Origin of the sequence: Vibrio sp. TRT 1302, from assembly GCF_050113875.1 — a bacterium.
In the GTDB taxonomy this organism is placed as follows: domain Bacteria; phylum Pseudomonadota; class Gammaproteobacteria; order Enterobacterales; family Vibrionaceae; genus Vibrio.
The window spans coordinates 1-20074 of the sequence record NZ_JBNJOF010000021.1 but is presented as its reverse complement, the minus strand read 5'-3'; the positions used below and the strand labels follow the sequence as shown (position 1 = coordinate 20074).

Here is a 20074-nt window from a genome sequence, read left to right as displayed (position 1 = left end):
AACATAACAGACGAAATAGTGGCAGATACCGAACGGGCATTAACTCTTACTCTGATCGAAATAAAGGGAAAAATGTTTGCGCCAAGCTTGTTCGCTTAATAGTCCGGAATGCTTGTAAACAATCTCACCGCGGCGTGTGACAAGGTACGTCTCTGGTGTGCCTATCACACCAAGATCCAAGGATAATTTTCCCTTTGGATCAAAAATAATATCAGTGTATGGATTGCCGAGTTGAGCCAGATAGTTAACGGCTCCCGAACGATTGTCTCGATAGTTAAGCCCAACAATCGGAATACCTTGCTTTTGCAACTGATTGAGATAGTCATGTTCTTGACGACATATCCCACACCATGAGGCCCAGACATTCACCAGTTGATATTCGTCGGTAAACAGCTCAGGACTCTGTTTGATTTGTTCACTGATCAACAGTTCCACTGGCATACTGGGAAACGCACGCACAACAGGGTTGGTTTGTGAGCCAAGCTGCTGTGAGTTTAGCCCAGCGATAAGAAAGCCGATAAAACCAACTAAAACTGCAATGAATACGGCGATTTTATGCCTGCTTGATAACGCCATGTACTGCCTCTTTGCGTCTTAGAGATAACAATGGGAAAACCGCCCCCAACATTGCCATCAAAGCCCCACCCCATATCCAACCAATGTAAGCTTTGTACTGAATTTTCACCGCATAGGCGCGAGAATCTACTTTGCTACCGAGCGTAACATAGTAGTCGCCATACCAAAAAGACCGAATAGCAGGCTCACTCATATTCATTACGCGAACGGGATAATGGCGACGCTCCGGAATCAAATCGAAGCTGTTGTCCTGATTAGAAAAGCGCAGCCATGCCTGCTCCGCCGTATAATTGGGGCCAATAGCCCAACGAGTTTCTATGTAATCAACCTTCCAATCGGAAAATGTTATTGATGAACCATCCGCCATCTTAAAACTCGCTTCATAGGAGTGCTCAGCATTCATGACCGCACCGACCGCACTTATCGCAAGTCCGATATGGGCAAGTACCATAAAGAGACTGCGAGATTGTTGCAGCCAAAAAAGCACATGACTCAATACGACCCAAACGCCAAGTCCCCATATAAGGAACAGCAAAGGTGAAGGTTGATCGACCTGCACCCAATACGCCACACAGCCAACCAACATTGCCCCTGTCAGCATTAACAGCAACTGAGTAACAGAGTAGTAGGCGCCATGGTGCCATTTCAAAACCGGAACAAAACCCATGAGCAACAATGCAATGACCGTCAGTGGGAGAAACAAAGTATTAAAATAAGGTGCACCTACCGAAACGGAACCTAAGCCAATCAACTCATAAATCATTGGGTAAAAGGTACCGAGAAACACGGTGAAACTTGCAACAGCTAACAACCCTACCGAGGCAGTAGCCAAGTAGCTACGGCTGAATATCGCTTTGATAGTTTTGCTTTTGACCACCTCACCGCGTTCAAACAGCAGTGAGAATGAGCAAATTAATGTCACGGCCAAAATAGCCAGTAAAGCGATACCTTTACTCGGATCGACCGCAAATGCATGAACAGAAGTCAGCACCCCAGAACGAACAATAAACGTTCCGAGGATACTGAGACTAAAAGTGATAAGCGCAAGAATCAAGGCGGCGCGTTTCTGCTGTTCATAACGACGCGCCGCTAACATAGCGTGGAGTAAACCAGTCCCAGTTAACCATGGCAGTAGAGAAGCATTTTCGACGGGATCCCAGAACCACCAGCCGCCCCACCCCAATTCGTTATAAGCCCACCAAGAGCCGACCACAATGCCAAGGGTTAAAAATGCCCACGCCGAGATAACCCAAGGTTTTGCCAACTCAACCCAGTTTTGGAAAAAGCTTGGCTGCATCAAAGCGGCAAGTGCAAACGCGAGAACCGTCGAAAATCCGATATAGCCCAAATAGAGCAAAGGGGGATGAAAAATAAGCCCAATATCTTGCAACATTGGGTTCAAATCTCGTCCCTGTTCAAGCCAGATCTCCGCATAGCTAAATGGGTTAGACGCTATCAGAGTAAACCAACCAAAAGCGGCAACAAACAACCCCATAATCCACAGTACATCCTGTAGATACGCATGGGGGGCGGAACGAATAAAGGAAATACATCCAGCCCATACCGCTAAGGTGAACACCCAAAACAGCATTGACCCTTCATGACCACCCCAAACCGCCGCAACCTTGAAAAACTGCGGGAGCGCGGTATTTGAGTGAGACGCGACATACTGAAACTGAAACTGGTCGCTAATAAATAAGTAAGCTAACAAAACAAGGCTCAATGACGCAGCCACGCCATTGAACCTTGCAAGGAATGATAAAGAGAGTGTGTTGCCATGGCGAAGCCACTTTTGCAATGCATATTGAACACTAGCAGCCGTGCTGGAAAGCGTTACCAAAACCAGTGCCAAATGGCCCAACTCTCCTACCATATTTATACAACCGTCATTTGACCAGCATAGAGAATAAAAGTACGTAACATCAGTACGCCAACCAAACTCAATGTGGTTACCATCAAGATATAACCACCATTGTGACGTGTTTCTTTTGGTGTCACTGCATTAAGAGTTAGCGGCAGCACCATACCAATCAGCACGACACCGAACCAGAACCAGTTGGACCAAAAACCGCCTCCAATTGCATTCCAAGCCGCCACTTCATTTTGACCACCGCTAAAAATTAGGCCAGTAAAGAAAGTGACCAGTACAAAAAGCTCAAACATCACAACGGGACGCTCAAAGCTATGTACCCAAGAAACACTTGGGCTTGTTGCAGACTCTTTAAAGACTAAGATGCCAAACATCAAACACGCCGCAGCACCAGATGACAAACTTGAGAACAAGAATAGTATCGGCAACACAGGGTTATTAAGCATTGGATAGGTTTTCAGAGCAGACAACAGGAAGCCTGTGTACGCCGCTAGAACAATCGCTAGGAAGCCCAAAAATAGCTCAATAGCGTTAGAGAACTTACCTGATTTAATCAAGAAGCCATCGGCAAAATCAAGCAATTTACTCGGTAGCTTACCATCACAGAATTGGATAACTTGGTGACGGAATAAGATTCCAATCCAGATGAACAATACGATCATGTAGACCTGGAAGAGAATAACACCCATCGACATTACCGAACTTGGGTTATAGAAAATCATGATTTTCCAAAACGACAAAGGCTTGGTTAAGTGGAAAATCAAAATTGTCAGTCCCGAGATAATGCCAAATGGTGCCAGCCAAGCCATCGCCTTCATAATGCCATTATTAGCCGGATCGCCTTCGATCACTTTACGTTTTAGATAAAGTGAAATCATTACCGCACCAGCAGACATACCAGCGAGGAATAGATAGATTGCGATGATCCAATCCCACACCAGAGAGTCAAAGTGGAATGCACTTTCAAAACCATTCATTATCAGATCTCCCCTTTCTGGTGAGGCACTTTGTATAGCTTAGGCTTAGTGCCAAGATGTACCTTATCGCGATACACAACTTCACTGTTCAATACCTGATTTATCTCACTGTTTGGATCATTGAGATCACCAAAGGTCAACGCCTTCGTCGGGCAAGACTCAACACAAGCAGGAAGCTTGCCTTGTGCTAAGTTTGTGTCACGACAGAAGTTACACTTATCAGCGGAATGGTCTACAGGATTAAAGAAGCGAACTTGATAAGGACAGGCCGCTAAGCAGTAGCCACAACCGACACACTTCTCTTTGTGTACATCAACAATGCCAGTCTTCTCATCTTTGTATGCCGCCCCAGTTGGACAAACATAAACACACGGTGGGTTTTCACAATGTTGACAAGATTTGCGAGTAAAACGGTAATCAACATCAGGAAACTCACCCTGTGGTTCACTGCGAATAATCTCAAGGCGAGATACACCTTCCGGAACCTTGTTTACTTCACGACACGCTTCAGTACACGCAGTACATCCGATACAAGCGGTTTCATCGTGAATCATGCCGTATAACTTGTTGCCATCCTGCTCAACATTCGCCAACGTTTTTCGGCTATTGAACACCGCGGTTCCTGCCACACCTGTAGTGAAGATCACAGCGCCTGCGCCGGTTAAGAAGTTTCGTCTAGAACAACTCATACTACTTCTCCTTCTTCAACTGGTTAAAATCGGCGTGACAATCCACACAAAGCTTGATGCGCTCTTTCTTCTCAAGAGCCAACACTTTAGTTTTGTTTGCATGAACATCATGACAATTTGAACAGGTGAGATTTTTTGCATGAACATCATGAGTCCAGCTGTCATCACGCAGTCTTTCTGGTGTGTGACAATCGGTGCACTGACTATTCGCTTTCAGAATCTCTTTTGGATCAAGGAAGACTTTATCGGTTCCCGATGCAGATTGAGCACTAGAATATTTAGTAACTTGCGGCGCACCCTCTCGGTGGTCTGGTCCTATATTGTTGTGGCACTCAGTACAGTTGACTTCTCGTCCCAGTTTTTTAAGTGCGTCTTCGCCATGAGAACCCGCGAGTGTTTGTTTAGAATCCTTATGACATTGAATACATTTGTAATCTTTGTCACGGATAAGCGTGACTTCATGACGTGCTGATGTTCCTTCAGACTGCACAGTTGAAGTGTCGGCAACGGCATGAAGAGAATAACCATAGAGGCAAAATGCTAGAAGGGACTTAAGCATTATGACTATGGCCAACTTTATATTGCCCATATTATCCTTTCCTTATTCCCGTACCATTTACTGATTAAACAATAAGTTGATATACGGTTTAAAATTAAAGTCTTTCGATGTGCGATAAAAAACACACCAAATGAGATCAATTCTTATTTTGGATAAGCCACAACGCTATTAAGAATATAGTACTCTTCCTACACTAAAGAGGTACATCAAACTGTTCAAAATTCGATCTGAATCACCGAATATATTTTCACCAACCCGCACTAAGTTATTGATGATAATAAGTTTCATTAAGTAAAGACAATCAAATAGATACCCCTAAAGAGGTATGGAAACACTAATTTGAACTGGATCACTGTCCAAAATTGATCTTGAACAATGATGGATTATTAATAAGTTATTTAATTTATTTCTATTTATTACAATGTATTTCAGTTTCTCCAGTTCTTAGTTTGGAATATAGCCAGTTCACAACGCTGCTAATAAAAAACAGAATACGGAGATAGCACTGTGAATAAATTGCATTGGATACCAAAATCCGCTGCAGCATTAGCAATTGTGGTTAGCTCACTAATGAGCGTCACTAGCTTTGCTGCGTCCGACGAAAAAGGCTTAATTGATCCTCGTAATGACGCCTACCAACAACAGCACCCAGACCAGTACGAGTCTTGGAAAGCGACGTCAGAAAGCGAACATATTGAAGACGCGCTAGCAGAAGACCCCAACATGGTTATCATGTGGGCTGGTTATGGCTTTGCTAAAGATTACAACAAAGCTCGTGGTCACTTTTACGCATTAGACGATGTTCGTCAGACTCTGCGTACGGGTGCGCCACAAGACGAAAACTCCGGTCCAATGCCAATGGCATGTTGGAGCTGTAAAAGCCCTGACGTCGGTCGTGTGATTGACGAGCGTGGTGAAGATGGTTACTTCCAAGGTAAATGGGCGCGTCTAGGTGATCAGATTGCTAACCCAATTGGTTGTGCCGACTGTCACGACACTCGTAGCGAAGCGTTCAAAAATGGTGAACCTGCGCTTGCATTAGCCAAACCATACGTTGAACGTGCATTCCAGGCCATCGATAAACCATTTGAAAAACAATCTCGCCTGGATCAGCAAGCTTCGGTATGTGGACAGTGTCACGTAGAGTACTACTTTACTGGCCCGAACAAGTCTGTGAAGTTCCCATGGGATCGTGGCACCACTGTTGGCGAAATGGAAGAGTACTACGACGCACTTGGCTTTAAAGACTGGACACACAAAGTATCTAAAGCCCCAATGCTAAAAGCGCAGCACCCTGGTTACGAAACTTGGCGTGATGGTATTCACGGTAAGAACAAAGTCGCTTGTGTCGATTGTCATATGCCTAAAGTGACCAAGGAAGACGGTACCGTCTACACAGACCACAAAGTGGGTAACCCATTTGACCGCTTTGAAGATACCTGTGCAAACTGCCACACTCAATCTAAAGATCAGCTACGTGACATCGTTTCAACCCGTAAGGCACAAGTACTAAACATGAAACTGACTGCCGAAAAACAAATTGTCGCGGCTCACTTTGAAGCAGGCGCTGCGTGGGATGCTGGTGCAACCGAAGAGGAAATGAAAGACATCCTTCAAGATATCCGTCATGCTCAGTGGCGCTGGGACTACGCTATCGCCTCTCACGGTGTTCATATGCACGCACCTGAAGTGGCACTTGAAGTACTCGGTACTGCGGTAGACCGCGCTGCGGATGCTCGTACTAAGATCGTCCGCCTCCTAGCGAAGAAAGGCATCACAGAGCCAGTTGAACTCCCTGACATTTCAACTAAAGCGGCTGCTCAAAAAGCACTTGGTATGGATATGGATAAGATGAATGCTGAGAAAGAAAACTTCCTCAAAACCGTCGTTCCAGACTGGGAAAAAGCGGCAGAAGCACGTGAATCAAAATACTAACTAAAGCATGAAAATAAAAAACCGGCGAAATACGCCGGTTTTTTTATAAGCCTTTCACACGGCTCAAACACTCTCTCAATTCGGGCTATTTAGAGCATCGCTTTCGCTTGGTTCAAAGAGTGAATAATCGACACGCGATCTAAATCTGTGCTGTTAGAATCCAGCATTTGTGTCCAAATATCGATCGCTTGTTGATAACGCAAACTAATAAAGTGGTCGCCCGCTATCAGAGCTAATGCTGTGAGATTGTTGGGTTCAAGGTTTAGGGCCTGAGCAAGCAAAGCATCCACTTCGTCAGTCATCACTTGTTTTTCTAAATAATAAAGCGCACTGGCTTTGGCTGCTAACTGACTCGCTGACGGTGTGTCGCTTAGCCGTATCGTGTAGTCAAAGCAGGTAAGAGCGGATAGAAACTCCTGCTTGTTCATGTAACCATGACCAAGCTGGAACCACAATTCCGCTTGGTTGGGATCTTGCTTGAGCTGCTGCTGTAACGAGCTCATCCAATCAGAGGAAGTGATTTGTTCGATCGGCTCAGAGGGGGATGGTTTGTCTCCCTGCCACCACAAAGACAAAGGTATTGCCAGCATTAAACTCGCAATCAAGGTTCGTTTCATTGGCATACCCAAGCTTTTGATCATCATTTGATAACTATAACGTGTTAGGATATCTGCATCTTTGATCTAGCTAGACCTATCAACATGAAAAACAAAGTTGTTCCCTCTCAGGAAACACAACAAGAAGCAATGAAAATTGCCAAGGCTACGCAAAAGCCCGGTCAAACCAAAGAGCAAACTAAACTGATTGCTCAAGGGATCGAAAAAGGCATTGCGCAGTATAAAAAGCAACAAAAAGAGCGTTCTCGTCAGGCAGATAAGGCGAAGAAAAGAGTTCAGAAAGCCAAACAACCGACTCAGCAATCAGAGCCATTGCCACAAAGGGATCAAGAACCAGTTTCGGCTAAATCATCAATACTTCCGTGGTTGTTACTCATCGTAAGTTGGATAGGATTTTTTATTTATGTTACTCAGAAATAAAGGGCTGCTTGCCTCACTCGCCACGCTACTTCTTGCAGGCTGTACAACGCCAGTGACTCAGATTAATGGTGACGCGTCAGCGGTGCATTTGAGGCTAGATAGCCAATTCAATGCGGCTGAGTGTCATTGGCTTGGTGAAGTCACTGGCAGCGAAGGGCACTGGTATAGTTACCTGTTTTATCCTAATGACGTAATGGTTAAAGGAGCGCTAAATGATGTCAAAAATCGCGCTTCAGAGCTGGGAGCGAATACCGTTTACTTAGTTCACCCTCAAGACTTTGTGACCTCGTTCACCGTCATGGGCAACGCGTATATATGCCCGATTAGTAATGCTGAGAAATAAAAAAACCTAGCGATTAACTCGCTAGGTTGATAATCCTCGTTTAAGCACTGAAACCTAAACTGGCGGCAATATCCGATCTTCGATCGGTAACCCATTGGCTATCGAACGGTCCCCAATCCGATAATTGATAATAGCCATCGTTGTGACGCCTCCCATCTTGGACAAACATCAGCTCAATGCCAATCCCCGGTAATGCTTTAATCACGTCTTGAATGGTACGACGCGGCCAGCCTGTTTGCTCAATCAGCTTGGGCACATTTGGGCGCTCTAAGTTTTCAACAAGCAGTGCAAGATACAAGCGCCTTGCAAAGACAGGACTCAATTCCATTGATACCTCCTATAAATTTCTAGAGTCATTATTTCTGTTTTGTCTCGGCGTGTGTTGCGTTCGATCAAAAACTCTACGATCGTCATCGTTTGAAACATCTTTTTTTAGCTCAATGAAATATATCCATCACACTTTTGTCTCGCTGTGTAGTTCCTGCTAGGATGCAGAAAACATATTAAAAAAGTCACTTTCGAAGGTTCTAGTATGACAATCACCATGTATGGCATCCCTAACTGCGACACCATCAAAAAAGCAAGAAAATGGCTTGAGGCAGAGGGAGTGGAATACCATTTTCACGATTACCGCAAACAAGGTATCGACAAAGCGATGGTTGAGACATTCTGTCAGCAACTTGGCTGGGAGAACGTCGTCAATAAACGCGGCACAACCTTTCGCCAACTCTCTCAAGAGCAAAAAGACAATCTTGACCAACACAGTGCGATTGAACTGTTGGTAGAACAACCAGCAATGATCAAGCGCCCTATTCTGGTAGCCAATGGCACCTACCACCTAGGTTTTAAAGCCGACCAGTACGCCGCTATTTTTTCATAACATAAGTAAAGGATTTCAAGGATGACAGACAGCCCGACTCTGGCTCTCGCAAAAGATTTAATTAGCCGTCAATCAGTAACACCAGAAGATGCAGGCTGCCAAGATGTAATGATTAAACGTCTTGAGGCTCTTGGCTTTAATATCGAAGTGATGGTGTTTGAAGACACCACTAACTTTTGGGCTCGCCGTGGCACCGAAGCGCCACTCTTTGCCTTTGCTGGTCATACAGACGTTGTTCCTGCTGGAAAGCTAGAACACTGGGATACGCCACCTTTTGAACCCACCATTAAAGGTGAGTTTTTGCATGGTCGCGGTGCTGCGGATATGAAAGGTTCGTTAGCGAGTATGATTATCGCAGTAGAACAATTCATCGCCGAGAACCCAAATCACAAAGGTTCAATTGGCTTTCTCATCACCTCAGATGAAGAAGGTCCGTTTATTAACGGCACGGTCAGAGTTGTTGAAGCTCTCATGGAACGTGGCGAAACCATCGATATGTGTATCGTGGGCGAACCATCCAGTACTGAAGTGGTCGGCGACGTGGTCAAGAATGGACGTCGCGGTTCTATTACTGGTGATCTCACGGTTAAAGGGATTCAAGGTCACGTTGCTTACCCACACTTGGCGCGCAACCCAGTTCATCAATCACTACTGGCGATCCATGAATTGGCGACCACTGAGTGGGACCAAGGCAATGCTTATTTCCCGCCAACCAGTTTTCAGATCCCTAACGTACACGCCGGAACTGGCGCATCGAATGTGATTCCTGGTGAATTCAACGTGCAGTTTAATTTGCGTTTCAGTACTGAACTTAGCAACGAGATTATCGTTGAGCGTGTGACTGAGACTCTGGATAAACATGATCTGGATTACGAGCTTAAATGGACGTTCAACGGCGACCCATTCCTGACTGATACTGGCGCACTGCTTGACGCAGTCGTTGATGCAGTAGACGCCGTTAATCAGACTAAACCGGCTCTATTAACAACAGGCGGTACGTCAGATGGCCGTTTTATCGCAAGAATGGGGGGTCAGGTCGTTGAGTTAGGTCCGGTAAATGCGACTATTCACAAAGTGAACGAGTGCGTCAAAATCGCTGACTTAGAGAAACTCACTGCTATGTATCAGAAAACTCTAGAGAACTTACTCGCGTGATCATGACACCTGAGCAGCTAACCGGACAAACCCGCTCCCATTTAGTAGAAACTATGGTGGGGCAAAAAGCTTTTTTGGTTCATCCACAGGTGAGTCATGATCTGTTGTCCCTCAAAGCGTCGGCTGCTCAGGCTGGTTTTAATCTCAACATCGCCAGTGGATTTCGCGACTTTGAGCGTCAGAAAACCATCTGGAACAACAAGATGTCGGGAAACACCATGATTCTAGACAGTAACAGCCAACCTTTAGAGGTGGGAGGCCTGTCTGAAGAGCAAAAAGTGATGGCCATTTTACGCTGGTCTGCCCTGCCAGGGGGCAGCCGCCACCATTGGGGAACCGACTTCGATCTTTTTGACCGAGACAGCCTGCCAGCCGATACTCAATTGCAACTGGAGCCTTGGGAATATCTTAGCGGTCATCAAGCTAAGTTCTATCTCTGGTTGAAAGAGAATCTTGCTCAGCACGGATTCTTTTTCCCCTATGCAAAAGACCTTGGTGGCGTTGCCTTTGAGCCATGGCACATAAGTCATCGTTCTAGTGCAGAGCAGTGCTTGCGACTATTGACGCCCTCGACTCTTAAGCAACAGCTTGAGAGAGCGCCAATTTTGGGTCAGCAAGCGGTGTTAGCGCAGCTAGAAACGATCTACAATCAGTTTATTAGTAATATTTGTCAGTAGGTATTGTGATGGAACTCCTCACCAACCCTTGGGTTATCATCTTTATTGTTCTGAGTGTCATCATTGGTAACATTGCCGCACTAAAATATACAGCCAAGATGAAGTTTGGTCAGATGGACAAGAAGCCTGATTCCACAAAAGAGTCAGAGAGTAAAACCGATAGCCACAACGAAAAAGACCCGCAATAGTTGCGGGTCTTTTATTATCATGTCTCTTACTACTTGATGTGATCCCAAGAGATATTGGAAACGATACGACAAGCGTCGCACTTGAAATAGAAGATATCGTGTAAGGGTTGGTCCAAAAGCCATTCTCCACCACACTTTGGACACTTACGCGCTTGCTCATCCGCAAGACTTTTTCCACCCACACGGTATTGGTAGTAATACGTGGGTATCTTAGTGATGTACTCAATCCGACCACGTAAATCCCAACCACGCTTAAATAGAACGCTGTCAGTATCGCAAATCTCATGCAAAGCGGCATGTTCTGCTCGGCAGCCACCTGCCATCTGGATTTCGTCACATGCCTGCCACTCTGTCTGCCACTTAATCACGGCTTTATGGTCACCATTCAGCGTCGGATCATTGCGATAAAGTGGGATTGGTAGCAGGGTTTCACCACTACGCAGTGGAGAACATGTATGAACATACGTGGTATACAAAACTTGCCAGCTTGGCGCTTCTTGTTCCGCCGCCTCTTCCGAGTTTAGGTCGCGTCCAAGTAAACGCATTTTGGGTGCCAGCAGACAAGCTTCAGTTAAGCGATTAAGGCACACTTTGACAAAATCAGAGTGGTAGTTAGGGTGCAAACTATCTTGCTCTGGACAGACGACGCGAACATAAAACTCGCCATCCCCCATCACAATTGGAAATTCACGGCCTAGCACTTGACCGTTATAACGAAACGCATCCATCAAACCATTAATTGCTTTATCCACTGCCGAGATGGTCGTGTTATCGAAGCACTCGAACTGAAGTTCTACAACATACATACTTACACCACTGGCTCTAGATTCGCTAAAAACTGAGCGATATCTTGCGCTAAGATATCTCGCTTATCCGTCCCTAAGCGTTCGAGGATGACATTACCCGAAAGGTTGCAGATCGAAATCACGTCCAGTTCGGCATCCGTTGCAGCAATAAATACCGTAGGTTTAAGTTTTAGGCGGCGTTGAGTAACAAGGTGCCCTAAGATGTTTTCTTGTAGTCGAACAAAATCGTCGTCACTCCAAACTTGGAGCAAAGTCAGTTCGTTGCCTTGCCAAGTCGCCTCCATATCTGCGCTATATTGAGAACCGTAAAAGGTCTTGATATCTTGATGCAGGCTTAGCTCTATCGCGCTTTCAACATTGGTAAAATCCGCAGGAGTGTCTCGCTGACAAGCTTGCCACTCTACCGCCTCATCGCTCTTTCTCTCAACGCATGGCGAGACGAGATCCACCAGCTCAGTGCTCGTCGGTAACTGACCTGATACATCTAAGTGTGCCTGACGATATTTTTCACTGAATGAGAGTAACGCTTGTAAGGCATTATCAGCCATTAGATTCTCCAACATGAATATTCGCTTTTAACAGCGGGATTGCGTAAAATTCTCGACATTCTAATAGAAAATGAACAAAAGTATGAGCAAATATTCTGACGCCAAAGAACTTGCCGGTCTAACCTTAGGCCAAAAGACTGAGTATTCTAACCAGTATGACCCGAGCCTACTGCAACCGGTTCCTCGCAGCCTCAACCGAGATGATCTTGAGCTTGGCGATAGCCTGCCGTTCCAAGGCTGTGATATTTGGACTTTGTACGAACTCTCTTGGTTAAATGACAAAGGGTTGCCACAAGTTGCGATTGGCGAGGTTTCAATCCCTGCGACCAGTGCAAACCTAATCGAATCCAAATCTTTTAAGCTCTACCTAAATAGTTTCAATCAAACCCAATTTTCATCTTGGGACGAGGTGGAGCGTGTATTGGTCAAAGATCTGTCTCAATGCGCTGGTGAAGAGGTTTCCGTCACCGTTCGCTCTGTTGTCGACTACACTGATTCACTCATCGTCACTATGGATGGAGAGTGTATTGATGAGCAGGACATCGAAATAACTAGCTATGACTTCGACAGAACACTGATTCAAGGTGCTGCAACAGGCGAAGTGGTAGAAGAGAGCCTACACAGCCACCTGCTTAAATCAAACTGCCTAATCACCAACCAGCCAGACTGGGGCAGCGTTGAAATTCAATACAAGGGTAAGCAGATAGATCGTGAAGCACTGCTACGCTATATCGTTTCATTCCGTGAACACAATGAGTTCCATGAACAGTGTGTTGAACGTATTTTCACTGACATAATGGAATTTTGTCAGCCTGAAACCTTGACCGTTTACGCGCGCTACACGCGTCGCGGAGGTTTGGATATCAACCCATATCGTTCAAATGTGAACAGCCAGCCAAATCATAATCAACGTATGGCTCGCCAATAGGAAATACTCAGAATGATAAGAATACGCTGGAAACACTGCATCTGCGCTTTGATGCTGATGGTGTCTTCACCCCTGATGGCGAGTACGATGTATTCTTCTCCATCACTAAACGAAGCCAATAGTCTGGTCAATATTGTTCCCAAACAGGCGAAACAATTAGCGACGGATTATCTAAACCAGCGTACCTTATCTGATAAAACTGAGCAGAGCCCTTCAGGCATTTCTCGAGATGAAACCGACAGTCGGACTCGCACTCCGGGTAGCACTATCGATGCGTTAAGAATACTGGCTCAAGCAGACTTTAATATCGGTAATGTCCACGGCGCTCTCAAATATCTGCAAGAAGCGAAAACCTTAGCTCAAACCTATCGATTACCTTATTTACTTATCGAAACCAAGCTCGACGAACTTAGGCTCAACTGGCTTATTGATGGTAACGCAATCAAAGCAAGAGACGCGCTATCAAAGGTTGAACAAGAGTTTGACCAGATTGACAATTCACAACAGCTCGCTCGTGGATTGAAATACAACATCATCATGCTTAAAGCCGCCATTGCGTCAAAAGAAGGTGAAATTGCCATCGCAGATGAGTATTACCTTGAAGCTAAGCCGTATGTCGAAAGTGCGAAGTCAATCCACACATGGATCGAGTATCACACGACTGTAGGTCAACACCTGCTTGCTAACAAGAAGTACAATCGAGCACTCTCTGAACTCCTCATCAGTTACTGGAAATCGATTGAAACAGACTCAGCCCGACAGCTAGCAGAGGTCAACCGAACTCTGGGCAAGCTCTTCTACGAACGAAAGGTATTAGATAAGGCCAACGACCACTATTCACAGGCGGCAGACTTTTTTGACAACTATCAGAACTCCCCTGCCCTTGCTCCCATTCTCAAAAGCATGGGGGACATCTATTTCCAGCAGGCAAAATATAATCTCGCATTAGTTCATTACTTCAATGCAATGGATCATGAACGTATGCAGAACAATATTGAGAGTGTGATTGAAATTCGCATCTCTCTTGCGGCTACCTACCTGCATCTAGTCAACTACACATTGGCTGAGCAGTATTTAGACCGAGCCCAAGAGTTACTGACTTATGCGGATATTCCACGTTTAAAATCCTATGCGTATCTCCTTGAATCCGGTTTAGCGCTTCATAAGCAGGAGCCACAAAAGGTAATTACTAAAGCGCGTAAAGCTCTGGAGATTGCCAAACAGCAGCAGGATATCGGCACGCAAAAATCAGCGTATCAGTTGCTTTACCTCGGCTACGAACTCAATAAAGAGTATAAGCTTGCTCTCGAATACCTGGTTCAATACAACTCCTTGGCGACCATTGAGCAGCAGCAACTCGATCTGATCAGCGAAGACGCATTTCGTCAACAGAAGGAGTTCGTCGAACAAACTCTTCATCTCAACGGGCAAAAAGAGCAGTTGGAGAAAACACACAACGAATATCGTAAGTTCCAAAACATTACCTTTACGCTGTTTCTTCTCTGCGCCTTACTGTTTATCTTCCTGCTGCGCCGTGGTCACGTAATCAATGTCCAGAAAGAAGAGCTCGATGAACTTAATGAAGACCTTTATACCCATTCTCGTTCAGGGCTGAAAAACCTACGGATGCTCAATGCGAAATTGCCCGCTTCACTAGAAGAAAGCAGTCACAAATTTGAAAAATGGCATGTCGGGGAACTGATACATGAGCCACTTAATGATCGTTTACGTTTTGTGATGATTGATGTTCCTTTCCTGCGCAATATGTACCTTCAACATGGTTATCAGGAAGGACTCAAATTAGAACGTGCTTTTGGCGATTATCTACAACAAAAAGTGGAGCACCCAGCGCGTATTTACCATTTTTCCGATGCCAATCTGCTTTATATCGAACCAAATAGTAAAGACAGTACCGATCCAGAGGCCATGTTCGAAAAGATCCAACAATGGATCATGGAATTCAAGCCAGATCGAATTCTTAACCGCGTCATTCGTATTGGTATGGCAGACTATCCATTCCTTCCAAGAGCGTACACTGCGGTTAATGATAAGGAACTAATTGATGTGCTACTGATGTCAACCAGTACCGCTCGCACACTGAGTATGAAAGAACATTCAAGTCAGTGGGTCTATTTAAAAGCCATTGAAAACGCACCTGCTGCAAGTTTAGCCACTGGTAATATCCGCAAGGCTTGCAAGCATTCCATCAACCAAGGGCTAATAAAAGTACACTCTTCGTTCAAGAATGAGGACAGCATCAAAAAACTACTAAAAGATGAGTAAAAGCTCGTCAATCAAACGTGGTAAGTCGTGACGCCCTCGTTTTATTTGATATTATCGACAGATTAATAAATAAATATAGATTCTATCTTTAAGTTTAGATTTTCATGGGCGTTCTCGAACAAGATCTTCAGTCACAGCTGCACAACCTGAAATCTCAATTGGAACAGGTTCGATTGACACAAAGGGATACCTCGTTCAAATTTAAAAGAGAACAAAAGGTACTCCAACGCATTATTGCGTCGCTCAGTGCCGCCTATAAAAGTGAAAACCCTCGACTTCAGACGGGTCTAATAGAACTAAAACAAGCTATCGAGCAACAACAAGACGTCAGTACACTAATACCGAAACTCGCGGTATTAGAACGCTTGCTTAAACAACAAGGCTTGGCTATGGAAAAACAAACAGAGCACTTAGACACGCAAATTAAACACAGCGGTGAAACCCTGCTGCGTCTTACTGGGCTACCCGCTAAGATAAAACGCGATCTACGTGATCTACTGAGTTACTCCAGCGGTCTTGAGCACTCAAAAGCAGAACAAGCTCTGCGTCTTCTCAGTCTCTATGAACGCTCTGTTAAAATCATCACTTCTAATCCTGATTTCAGCATTAATAAAATCTCCAGCAGCTCCGACCGTGAATTGCTGCTGAGGTTGTCTGAAGAGTTACAGCACCTTATTACTGAACTGGACTTTGAGGGTGAATCAGGCGAACTGCTGGCCGATATCCGAGCTAAACTGCTTATTGGCGTTAATAGCCACGTATTACTTGAGATGACGCTTCAAACTCTCAAGTTGGTCATTGATGGCACCCATTATGAGCGTAAAACCTCTGAACAGTTCCTAGAACAAGTCAATGCGTCTCTGTCATCCACACTGAAAAGTTCAGCGCAAAACGTCCAGCAATCACACAGTTATTTTGAACATCGCCAAGAAATGAACGGTGAACTAACCGATCTGCTGAGCGATACTCAAGCGAAAGTGACGTCGGCAACCAATCTGGAGTCGCTGAAATCACAAGTTACACCGCTACTTGTTCAACTCAATTCTTTGACGGAACGCCTAAAGCACGCAGAACAGCGTGAGCAAGCGTTAATCGATAGAATGAACTATGGCAAGAATCAGCTGGAAGCGCTGTTTGAAGTCACTCAAGACTACCGACGTCGCCTAGAAGATCAAGCTCAACGCATGCTGTTGGACCCACTAACAAAGGTGTACAACCGTGCAGCCTTCACAGATCGATTAGAACTCGAGTATCGACGCTGGATTCGCGCCCAACACTGCTTACGAGTGGTACTGCTGGATATTGATGGCTTTAAGTCGATCAACGACAGTTTTGGTTATGCGGCGGGAGACAAAGCCCTTAAGATCATCGCTCGTACCATCAAGAAAGAGCTGCAAGATACCGACACAGTTGCACGTTTTTCTGGCGAAGAGTTCATTCTTTTGCTGCCAGAAGTCACAGACACTGACGCATTTAATCTTATTCAGACGATACAGACACAAGTCTCTAAACTGCCATTCAAATTCCGTGACCGTAATTTGACCATTACACTTTCCGCAGCAAGCACAGCTTTCAAAGATTCTGACACTCCAGAAGAAGTACTAGAACGAATCAACTTGTGCCTGAACGAAGCGAAAAGCATCGGTAAAAACCAGCTCGTTTGGCGTTAAACCTTCTGTCTCCAACTCTCCTGCCACAATGAAACTGTGATTGATCTATATATATCAAACAGTTAGCTTTCATATCATCAAAAACCTGCTAAGCTTAAAAGACCGTTGCTGAACAATAACGACTTGTTGGCGACTCATAAGGACAAGAATAACAACGATAATGTACTCAACTAGAGTGCTGTTCAAGGAGGTCACTATGATCACGCATATCAGTCCAGCTGGCAGTATGGACTTACTATCTCAACTTGAAGTTGAGCGCCTTAAGAAAACTGCTGCGAGTGATCTTTACCAACTCTACCGTAACTGTACTCTAGCGGTACTTAACTCAGGTAGTCATACTGACAACTCAAAAGAGCTGCTGGATAAGTACAAATCATTTGATGTAAACGTGGTGCGCCGTGAGCGTGGTATCAAACTAGAGCTAAGTAACGCTCCAGAACATGCGTTCGTAGATGGAGAAATCATCAAAGGTATCCAAGAACATCTGTTCTCGGTTCTGCGTGATATCGTCTACGTTAACATGCACCTTGCGGACAATCAGCGTCTCAACTTAACCAATGCTAGCCATATCACCAACCTTGTTTTTGGTATCCTGCGCAATGCGGGGGCACTCACTCCGGGTATCGAACCTAACCTTGTTGTCTGCTGGGGTGGCCACTCGATTAATGCAACAGAGTACCAATACACACGTGAAGTCGGTAACGAACTGGGTCTACGTGAGTTGAATATCTGTACAGGTTGTGGTCCCGGCGCAATGGAAGGGCCGATGAAAGGTGCGGCAATTGGACACGCCAAACAACGTTACTATGATCAACGCTATCTTGGTCTCACTGAACCATCGATCATTGCCGCAGAGCCGCCAAACCCGATCGTTAACGAACTGGTTATCATGCCAGATATCGAAAAACGTTTAGAAGCGTTTGTACGAATGGCGCATGGTATTGTTATCTTCCCTGGAGGCGCAGGTACCGCAGAAGAGTTGCTATACATTTTGGGTATCATGATGCACCCAGAAAACGCAGATCAACCTCTGCGTATCGTACTCACAGGGCCAAAAGAGAGCGCAGAATACTTTAACTCTATCGACCGCTTCATTGGGGATACGCTCGGTCCAGATGCTCAAAAGCATTACCAGATTGTTGTCGACGACCCTGCCAAAGTCGCTCAAATCATGAAACAGAGCATGGCAGAAGTCCGTCAACACCGTAAAGACACCGGTGACGCCTACAGCTTCAACTGGTCACTAAAAATTGAGCCAGAGTTTCAGTTACCGTTTGACCCAACACATGACAATATGTCGAGCCTTGATCTGCACCTCAATCAACGCCCAGAAAATCTCGCCGCAGCCTTGCGTCAAGCCTTCTCTGGAATCGTGGCTGGTAACGTAAAAGCAGAAGGGATCAGAGAGATTGAACGACACGGTCCATTTATATTGGATGGCGATGCGACTCTGATGAAAAAAATGGATAAGTTGCTTAGAGACTTCGTTGAGCAAGACCGTATGAAACTGCCAGGGGGCACCGCATACGAACCTTGCTATCAGATTAAGACCAGTAGTTAGTGACTGGCATTCTTAGCTTCATCCGATACAATAAGGGCCCTGTGCCCTTATTTTTTTGATTTGTATGTCTATTCATCTTGTTATTATCGACGCGCTAAACCTGATCCGCCGAGTCCATTCAGCCCAACCTGATCCCAACGATATAGCAAGAACGATCTCAACCACGTCTCGTACCCTGCATAGGATATTGTCTGAGTCCAAACCGACGCATATCATCGCTGTGTTTGACCACCACTTGCAAGAGCGAGGATGGCGAGCGGAAATACTTCCAGAATACAAACAAAATAGGAAACCAATGCCAGACCCTTTACTAAAAGGGTTAGAGTCGATCCAAGATGCATGGTGGAAGATTGGAATCGATTCGTTACTTTCTGATGGTGATGAAGCTGACGACCTAGTAGCGACACTCGCCATGAAAGTCGCTAACCACAATGAGAAAGTCACTATTGTATCGACAGATAAGGGCTACTGTCAGTTGCTCTCACCGACTCTGCAAATCCGTGACTACTTCCAACATCGTTGGTTAGATGAACCATTTATTGAGAATGAGTTTGGCGTTAAATCTAAGCAATTGGCGGATTACTGGGGATTGACCGGGATTAGCTCAAGTCAGGTACCGGGTGTACCAGGCATTGGTCCCAAAGCCGCAAAAGAGATCTTGAATCAATTTGAAGATATCGAACAAGCTTACGCCAGTGAAGAGCTCCCCGCTAAGTACAGAAAAAAACTCGATGAACATATAGAGTCAGCGCGCCGATGCAAACAAATAGCCGCTCTGAAAACGGATATAGAGCTTGGTTTTAACTTACAAGATATTCGTTTTACTGGCGCGAAAGAGTAAAAAATTCGTACCTTAACCAACCAAACAAGGTAAGTTGACCCACTTCTACGTTAACCACTCGCTCCTAAATTGCCATTATCTTCTCATCAAGCAATAGGACTTAGATCAAATTGTTTGATATTGAAACAATCCTGATACTCAACCAACAGCATAAAGATGAAAAATCAGTGTGATTCAAATGACAAGCGTTCAAGGGAAAGTGCTCACACGTCCCCCTCGCTATGTTGGGTATCTAGGAAGCCTTAATCTTTAACCGCCATGAGTGGTGCTGTGCGTTAACGTTATGGCTTTCTCCCTTTCCCCTAGGAGAAAAAATGGCCACTTTAGCGTACACCATAAATGTAGAAGGACTTGGCGATGATGCCTTGGTTGTGACTCAGTTCGAAGGGCAAGAGTCCTTGTCTGCCAGCGTGTTTCATCATCGACCTTGTTACGGGTTTTGTTATCAAATCACCTTAGCCAGCCGCCGGCATGACTTAACCGCAGACCAAGTGGTGGATCGACAGGTCGAGCTGCGTATGTACCGCAACCAAGTGTTGGTGCAGCGCGTA

At 45.2% G+C, this 20074-nt stretch carries 21 protein-coding genes and 1 pseudogene; 13 read left to right on the top strand and 9 right to left on the bottom strand.

The window, feature by feature from the left end:
- Nucleotides 1-39 precede the first annotated feature (39 nt).
- From ACQEXP_RS17990 to nrfB, 5 genes are read right to left on the bottom strand one after another with little or no spacing between them, the layout of a single operon-like run.
- Nucleotides 40-576 carry a DsbE family thiol:disulfide interchange protein gene (locus ACQEXP_RS17990; protein WP_426971134.1) on the bottom strand — a complete coding sequence of 179 codons (537 nt, stop codon included), beginning with the start codon at nucleotides 574-576 and terminating at the stop codon, nucleotides 40-42.
- Nucleotides 554-2449 (bottom strand): heme lyase CcmF/NrfE family subunit, encoded by a 1896-nt coding sequence (locus ACQEXP_RS17985; protein WP_426971133.1) that lies wholly within the window; start codon nucleotides 2447-2449, stop codon nucleotides 554-556. The genes ACQEXP_RS17990 and ACQEXP_RS17985 overlap by 23 nt, the downstream gene beginning before the upstream one ends.
- Before the next feature lie 2 nt (nucleotides 2450-2451).
- Nucleotides 2452-3423 (bottom strand): cytochrome c nitrite reductase subunit NrfD, encoded by a 972-nt coding sequence (gene nrfD, locus ACQEXP_RS17980; protein ID WP_269377883.1) that lies wholly within the window; start codon nucleotides 3421-3423, stop codon nucleotides 2452-2454.
- 2 nt (nucleotides 3424-3425) lie between these two features.
- The gene (nrfC, locus tag ACQEXP_RS17975) at nucleotides 3426-4112 is read right to left on the bottom strand and encodes a cytochrome c nitrite reductase Fe-S protein (RefSeq protein WP_269377884.1); all 687 of its coding nucleotides are present in this window, start codon (nucleotides 4110-4112) and stop codon (nucleotides 3426-3428) included.
- Nucleotide 4113: 1 nt separating this feature from the next.
- Nucleotides 4114-4701 (bottom strand): cytochrome c nitrite reductase pentaheme subunit, encoded by a 588-nt coding sequence (gene nrfB / locus ACQEXP_RS17970; protein WP_269377885.1) that lies wholly within the window; start codon nucleotides 4699-4701, stop codon nucleotides 4114-4116.
- Between the two features lie 540 nt (nucleotides 4702-5241).
- Here nrfB and nrfA point away from each other — a divergent pair.
- Nucleotides 5242-6606 carry an ammonia-forming nitrite reductase cytochrome c552 subunit gene (gene nrfA / locus ACQEXP_RS17965; protein ID WP_426971151.1) on the top strand — a complete coding sequence of 455 codons (1365 nt, stop codon included), beginning with the start codon at nucleotides 5242-5244 and terminating at the stop codon, nucleotides 6604-6606.
- 89 nt (nucleotides 6607-6695) lie between these two features.
- On the opposite strand, the gene ACQEXP_RS17960 is transcribed toward nrfA, so the two are convergent.
- Complete coding sequence (locus ACQEXP_RS17960; protein WP_426952079.1) at nucleotides 6696-7247, bottom strand: TPR domain-containing protein; 552 nt, start codon at nucleotides 7245-7247, stop codon at nucleotides 6696-6698.
- A gap of 60 nt (nucleotides 7248-7307) precedes the next feature.
- Between ACQEXP_RS17960 and ACQEXP_RS17955 the strand changes: the two genes are divergently transcribed.
- The gene (locus ACQEXP_RS17955; protein WP_269377887.1) at nucleotides 7308-7643 is read left to right on the top strand and encodes a DUF2956 domain-containing protein; all 336 of its coding nucleotides are present in this window, start codon (nucleotides 7308-7310) and stop codon (nucleotides 7641-7643) included.
- Nucleotides 7627-7986, top strand: a complete 360-nt coding sequence (locus ACQEXP_RS17950) for a DUF4156 domain-containing protein (RefSeq protein ID WP_269377888.1) — start codon at nucleotides 7627-7629, stop codon at nucleotides 7984-7986. The genes ACQEXP_RS17955 and ACQEXP_RS17950 overlap by 17 nt, the downstream gene beginning before the upstream one ends.
- A gap of 40 nt (nucleotides 7987-8026) precedes the next feature.
- On the opposite strand, the gene ACQEXP_RS17945 is transcribed toward ACQEXP_RS17950, so the two are convergent.
- The gene (locus ACQEXP_RS17945) at nucleotides 8027-8314 is read right to left on the bottom strand and encodes a winged helix-turn-helix domain-containing protein (RefSeq protein WP_138973720.1); all 288 of its coding nucleotides are present in this window, start codon (nucleotides 8312-8314) and stop codon (nucleotides 8027-8029) included.
- A gap of 204 nt (nucleotides 8315-8518) precedes the next feature.
- Here ACQEXP_RS17945 and ACQEXP_RS17940 point away from each other — a divergent pair, with 204 nt between their 5' ends.
- The 4 genes from ACQEXP_RS17940 to ACQEXP_RS17925 are packed head-to-tail and all read left to right on the top strand — an operon-like array spanning nucleotide 8519 to nucleotide 10886.
- Entirely contained in the window at nucleotides 8519-8866 is a 348-nt protein-coding gene (locus tag ACQEXP_RS17940; protein WP_426971132.1) for an ArsC family reductase, read from the top strand.
- A gap of 21 nt (nucleotides 8867-8887) precedes the next feature.
- Nucleotides 8888-10021, top strand: coding sequence for a succinyl-diaminopimelate desuccinylase (gene dapE / locus ACQEXP_RS17935; RefSeq protein ID WP_426971131.1), 1134 nt, complete (start codon nucleotides 8888-8890; stop codon nucleotides 10019-10021).
- A 2-nt stretch (nucleotides 10022-10023) separates the two neighbouring features.
- Complete coding sequence (locus tag ACQEXP_RS17930) at nucleotides 10024-10698, top strand: M15 family metallopeptidase (RefSeq protein ID WP_426971150.1); 675 nt, start codon at nucleotides 10024-10026, stop codon at nucleotides 10696-10698.
- A gap of 8 nt (nucleotides 10699-10706) precedes the next feature.
- Entirely contained in the window at nucleotides 10707-10886 is a 180-nt protein-coding gene (locus ACQEXP_RS17925; protein WP_269377891.1) for a DUF2897 family protein, read from the top strand.
- A gap of 29 nt (nucleotides 10887-10915) precedes the next feature.
- Here the strand turns inward: ACQEXP_RS17925 and ACQEXP_RS17920 are convergent, their stop codons facing one another.
- Together ACQEXP_RS17920 and syd are read right to left on the bottom strand one after the other, a co-directional pair.
- A complete protein-coding gene (locus tag ACQEXP_RS17920) occupies nucleotides 10916-11692 on the bottom strand; it encodes a Zn-ribbon-containing protein (protein WP_426971130.1) in 777 nt (258 codons plus the stop codon).
- A gap of 2 nt (nucleotides 11693-11694) precedes the next feature.
- Nucleotides 11695-12240 (bottom strand): SecY-interacting protein, encoded by a 546-nt coding sequence (gene syd, locus ACQEXP_RS17915; protein WP_426971129.1) that lies wholly within the window; start codon nucleotides 12238-12240, stop codon nucleotides 11695-11697.
- A gap of 82 nt (nucleotides 12241-12322) precedes the next feature.
- Between syd and queF the strand changes: the two genes are divergently transcribed.
- The 6 genes and pseudogenes from queF to ACQEXP_RS17885 form a co-directional block, all read left to right on the top strand.
- Entirely contained in the window at nucleotides 12323-13168 is an 846-nt protein-coding gene (queF, locus tag ACQEXP_RS17910; protein ID WP_269377894.1) for an NADPH-dependent 7-cyano-7-deazaguanine reductase QueF, read from the top strand.
- Between the two features lie 12 nt (nucleotides 13169-13180).
- Nucleotides 13181-15451: a tetratricopeptide repeat protein gene (locus tag ACQEXP_RS17905; protein ID WP_426971128.1), complete on the top strand. Its 2271-nt coding sequence runs from the start codon at nucleotides 13181-13183 to the stop codon at nucleotides 15449-15451.
- Nucleotides 15452-15555: 104 nt separating this feature from the next.
- Nucleotides 15556-17121 (top strand): GGDEF domain-containing protein, encoded by a 1566-nt coding sequence (locus tag ACQEXP_RS17900; protein ID WP_269377896.1) that lies wholly within the window; start codon nucleotides 15556-15558, stop codon nucleotides 17119-17121.
- A 196-nt stretch (nucleotides 17122-17317) separates the two neighbouring features.
- Nucleotides 17318-18682: a nucleotide 5'-monophosphate nucleosidase PpnN gene (ppnN, locus tag ACQEXP_RS17895; RefSeq protein ID WP_331427376.1), complete on the top strand. Its 1365-nt coding sequence runs from the start codon at nucleotides 17318-17320 to the stop codon at nucleotides 18680-18682.
- Between the two features lie 64 nt (nucleotides 18683-18746).
- Nucleotides 18747-19523, top strand: a complete 777-nt coding sequence (gene xni, locus ACQEXP_RS17890) for a flap endonuclease Xni (protein WP_269377898.1) — start codon at nucleotides 18747-18749, stop codon at nucleotides 19521-19523.
- Nucleotides 19524-19837: 314 nt separating this feature from the next.
- Nucleotides 19838-20074, top strand: a pseudogene (locus ACQEXP_RS17885) (type VI secretion system tip protein VgrG); the annotation flags it as partial.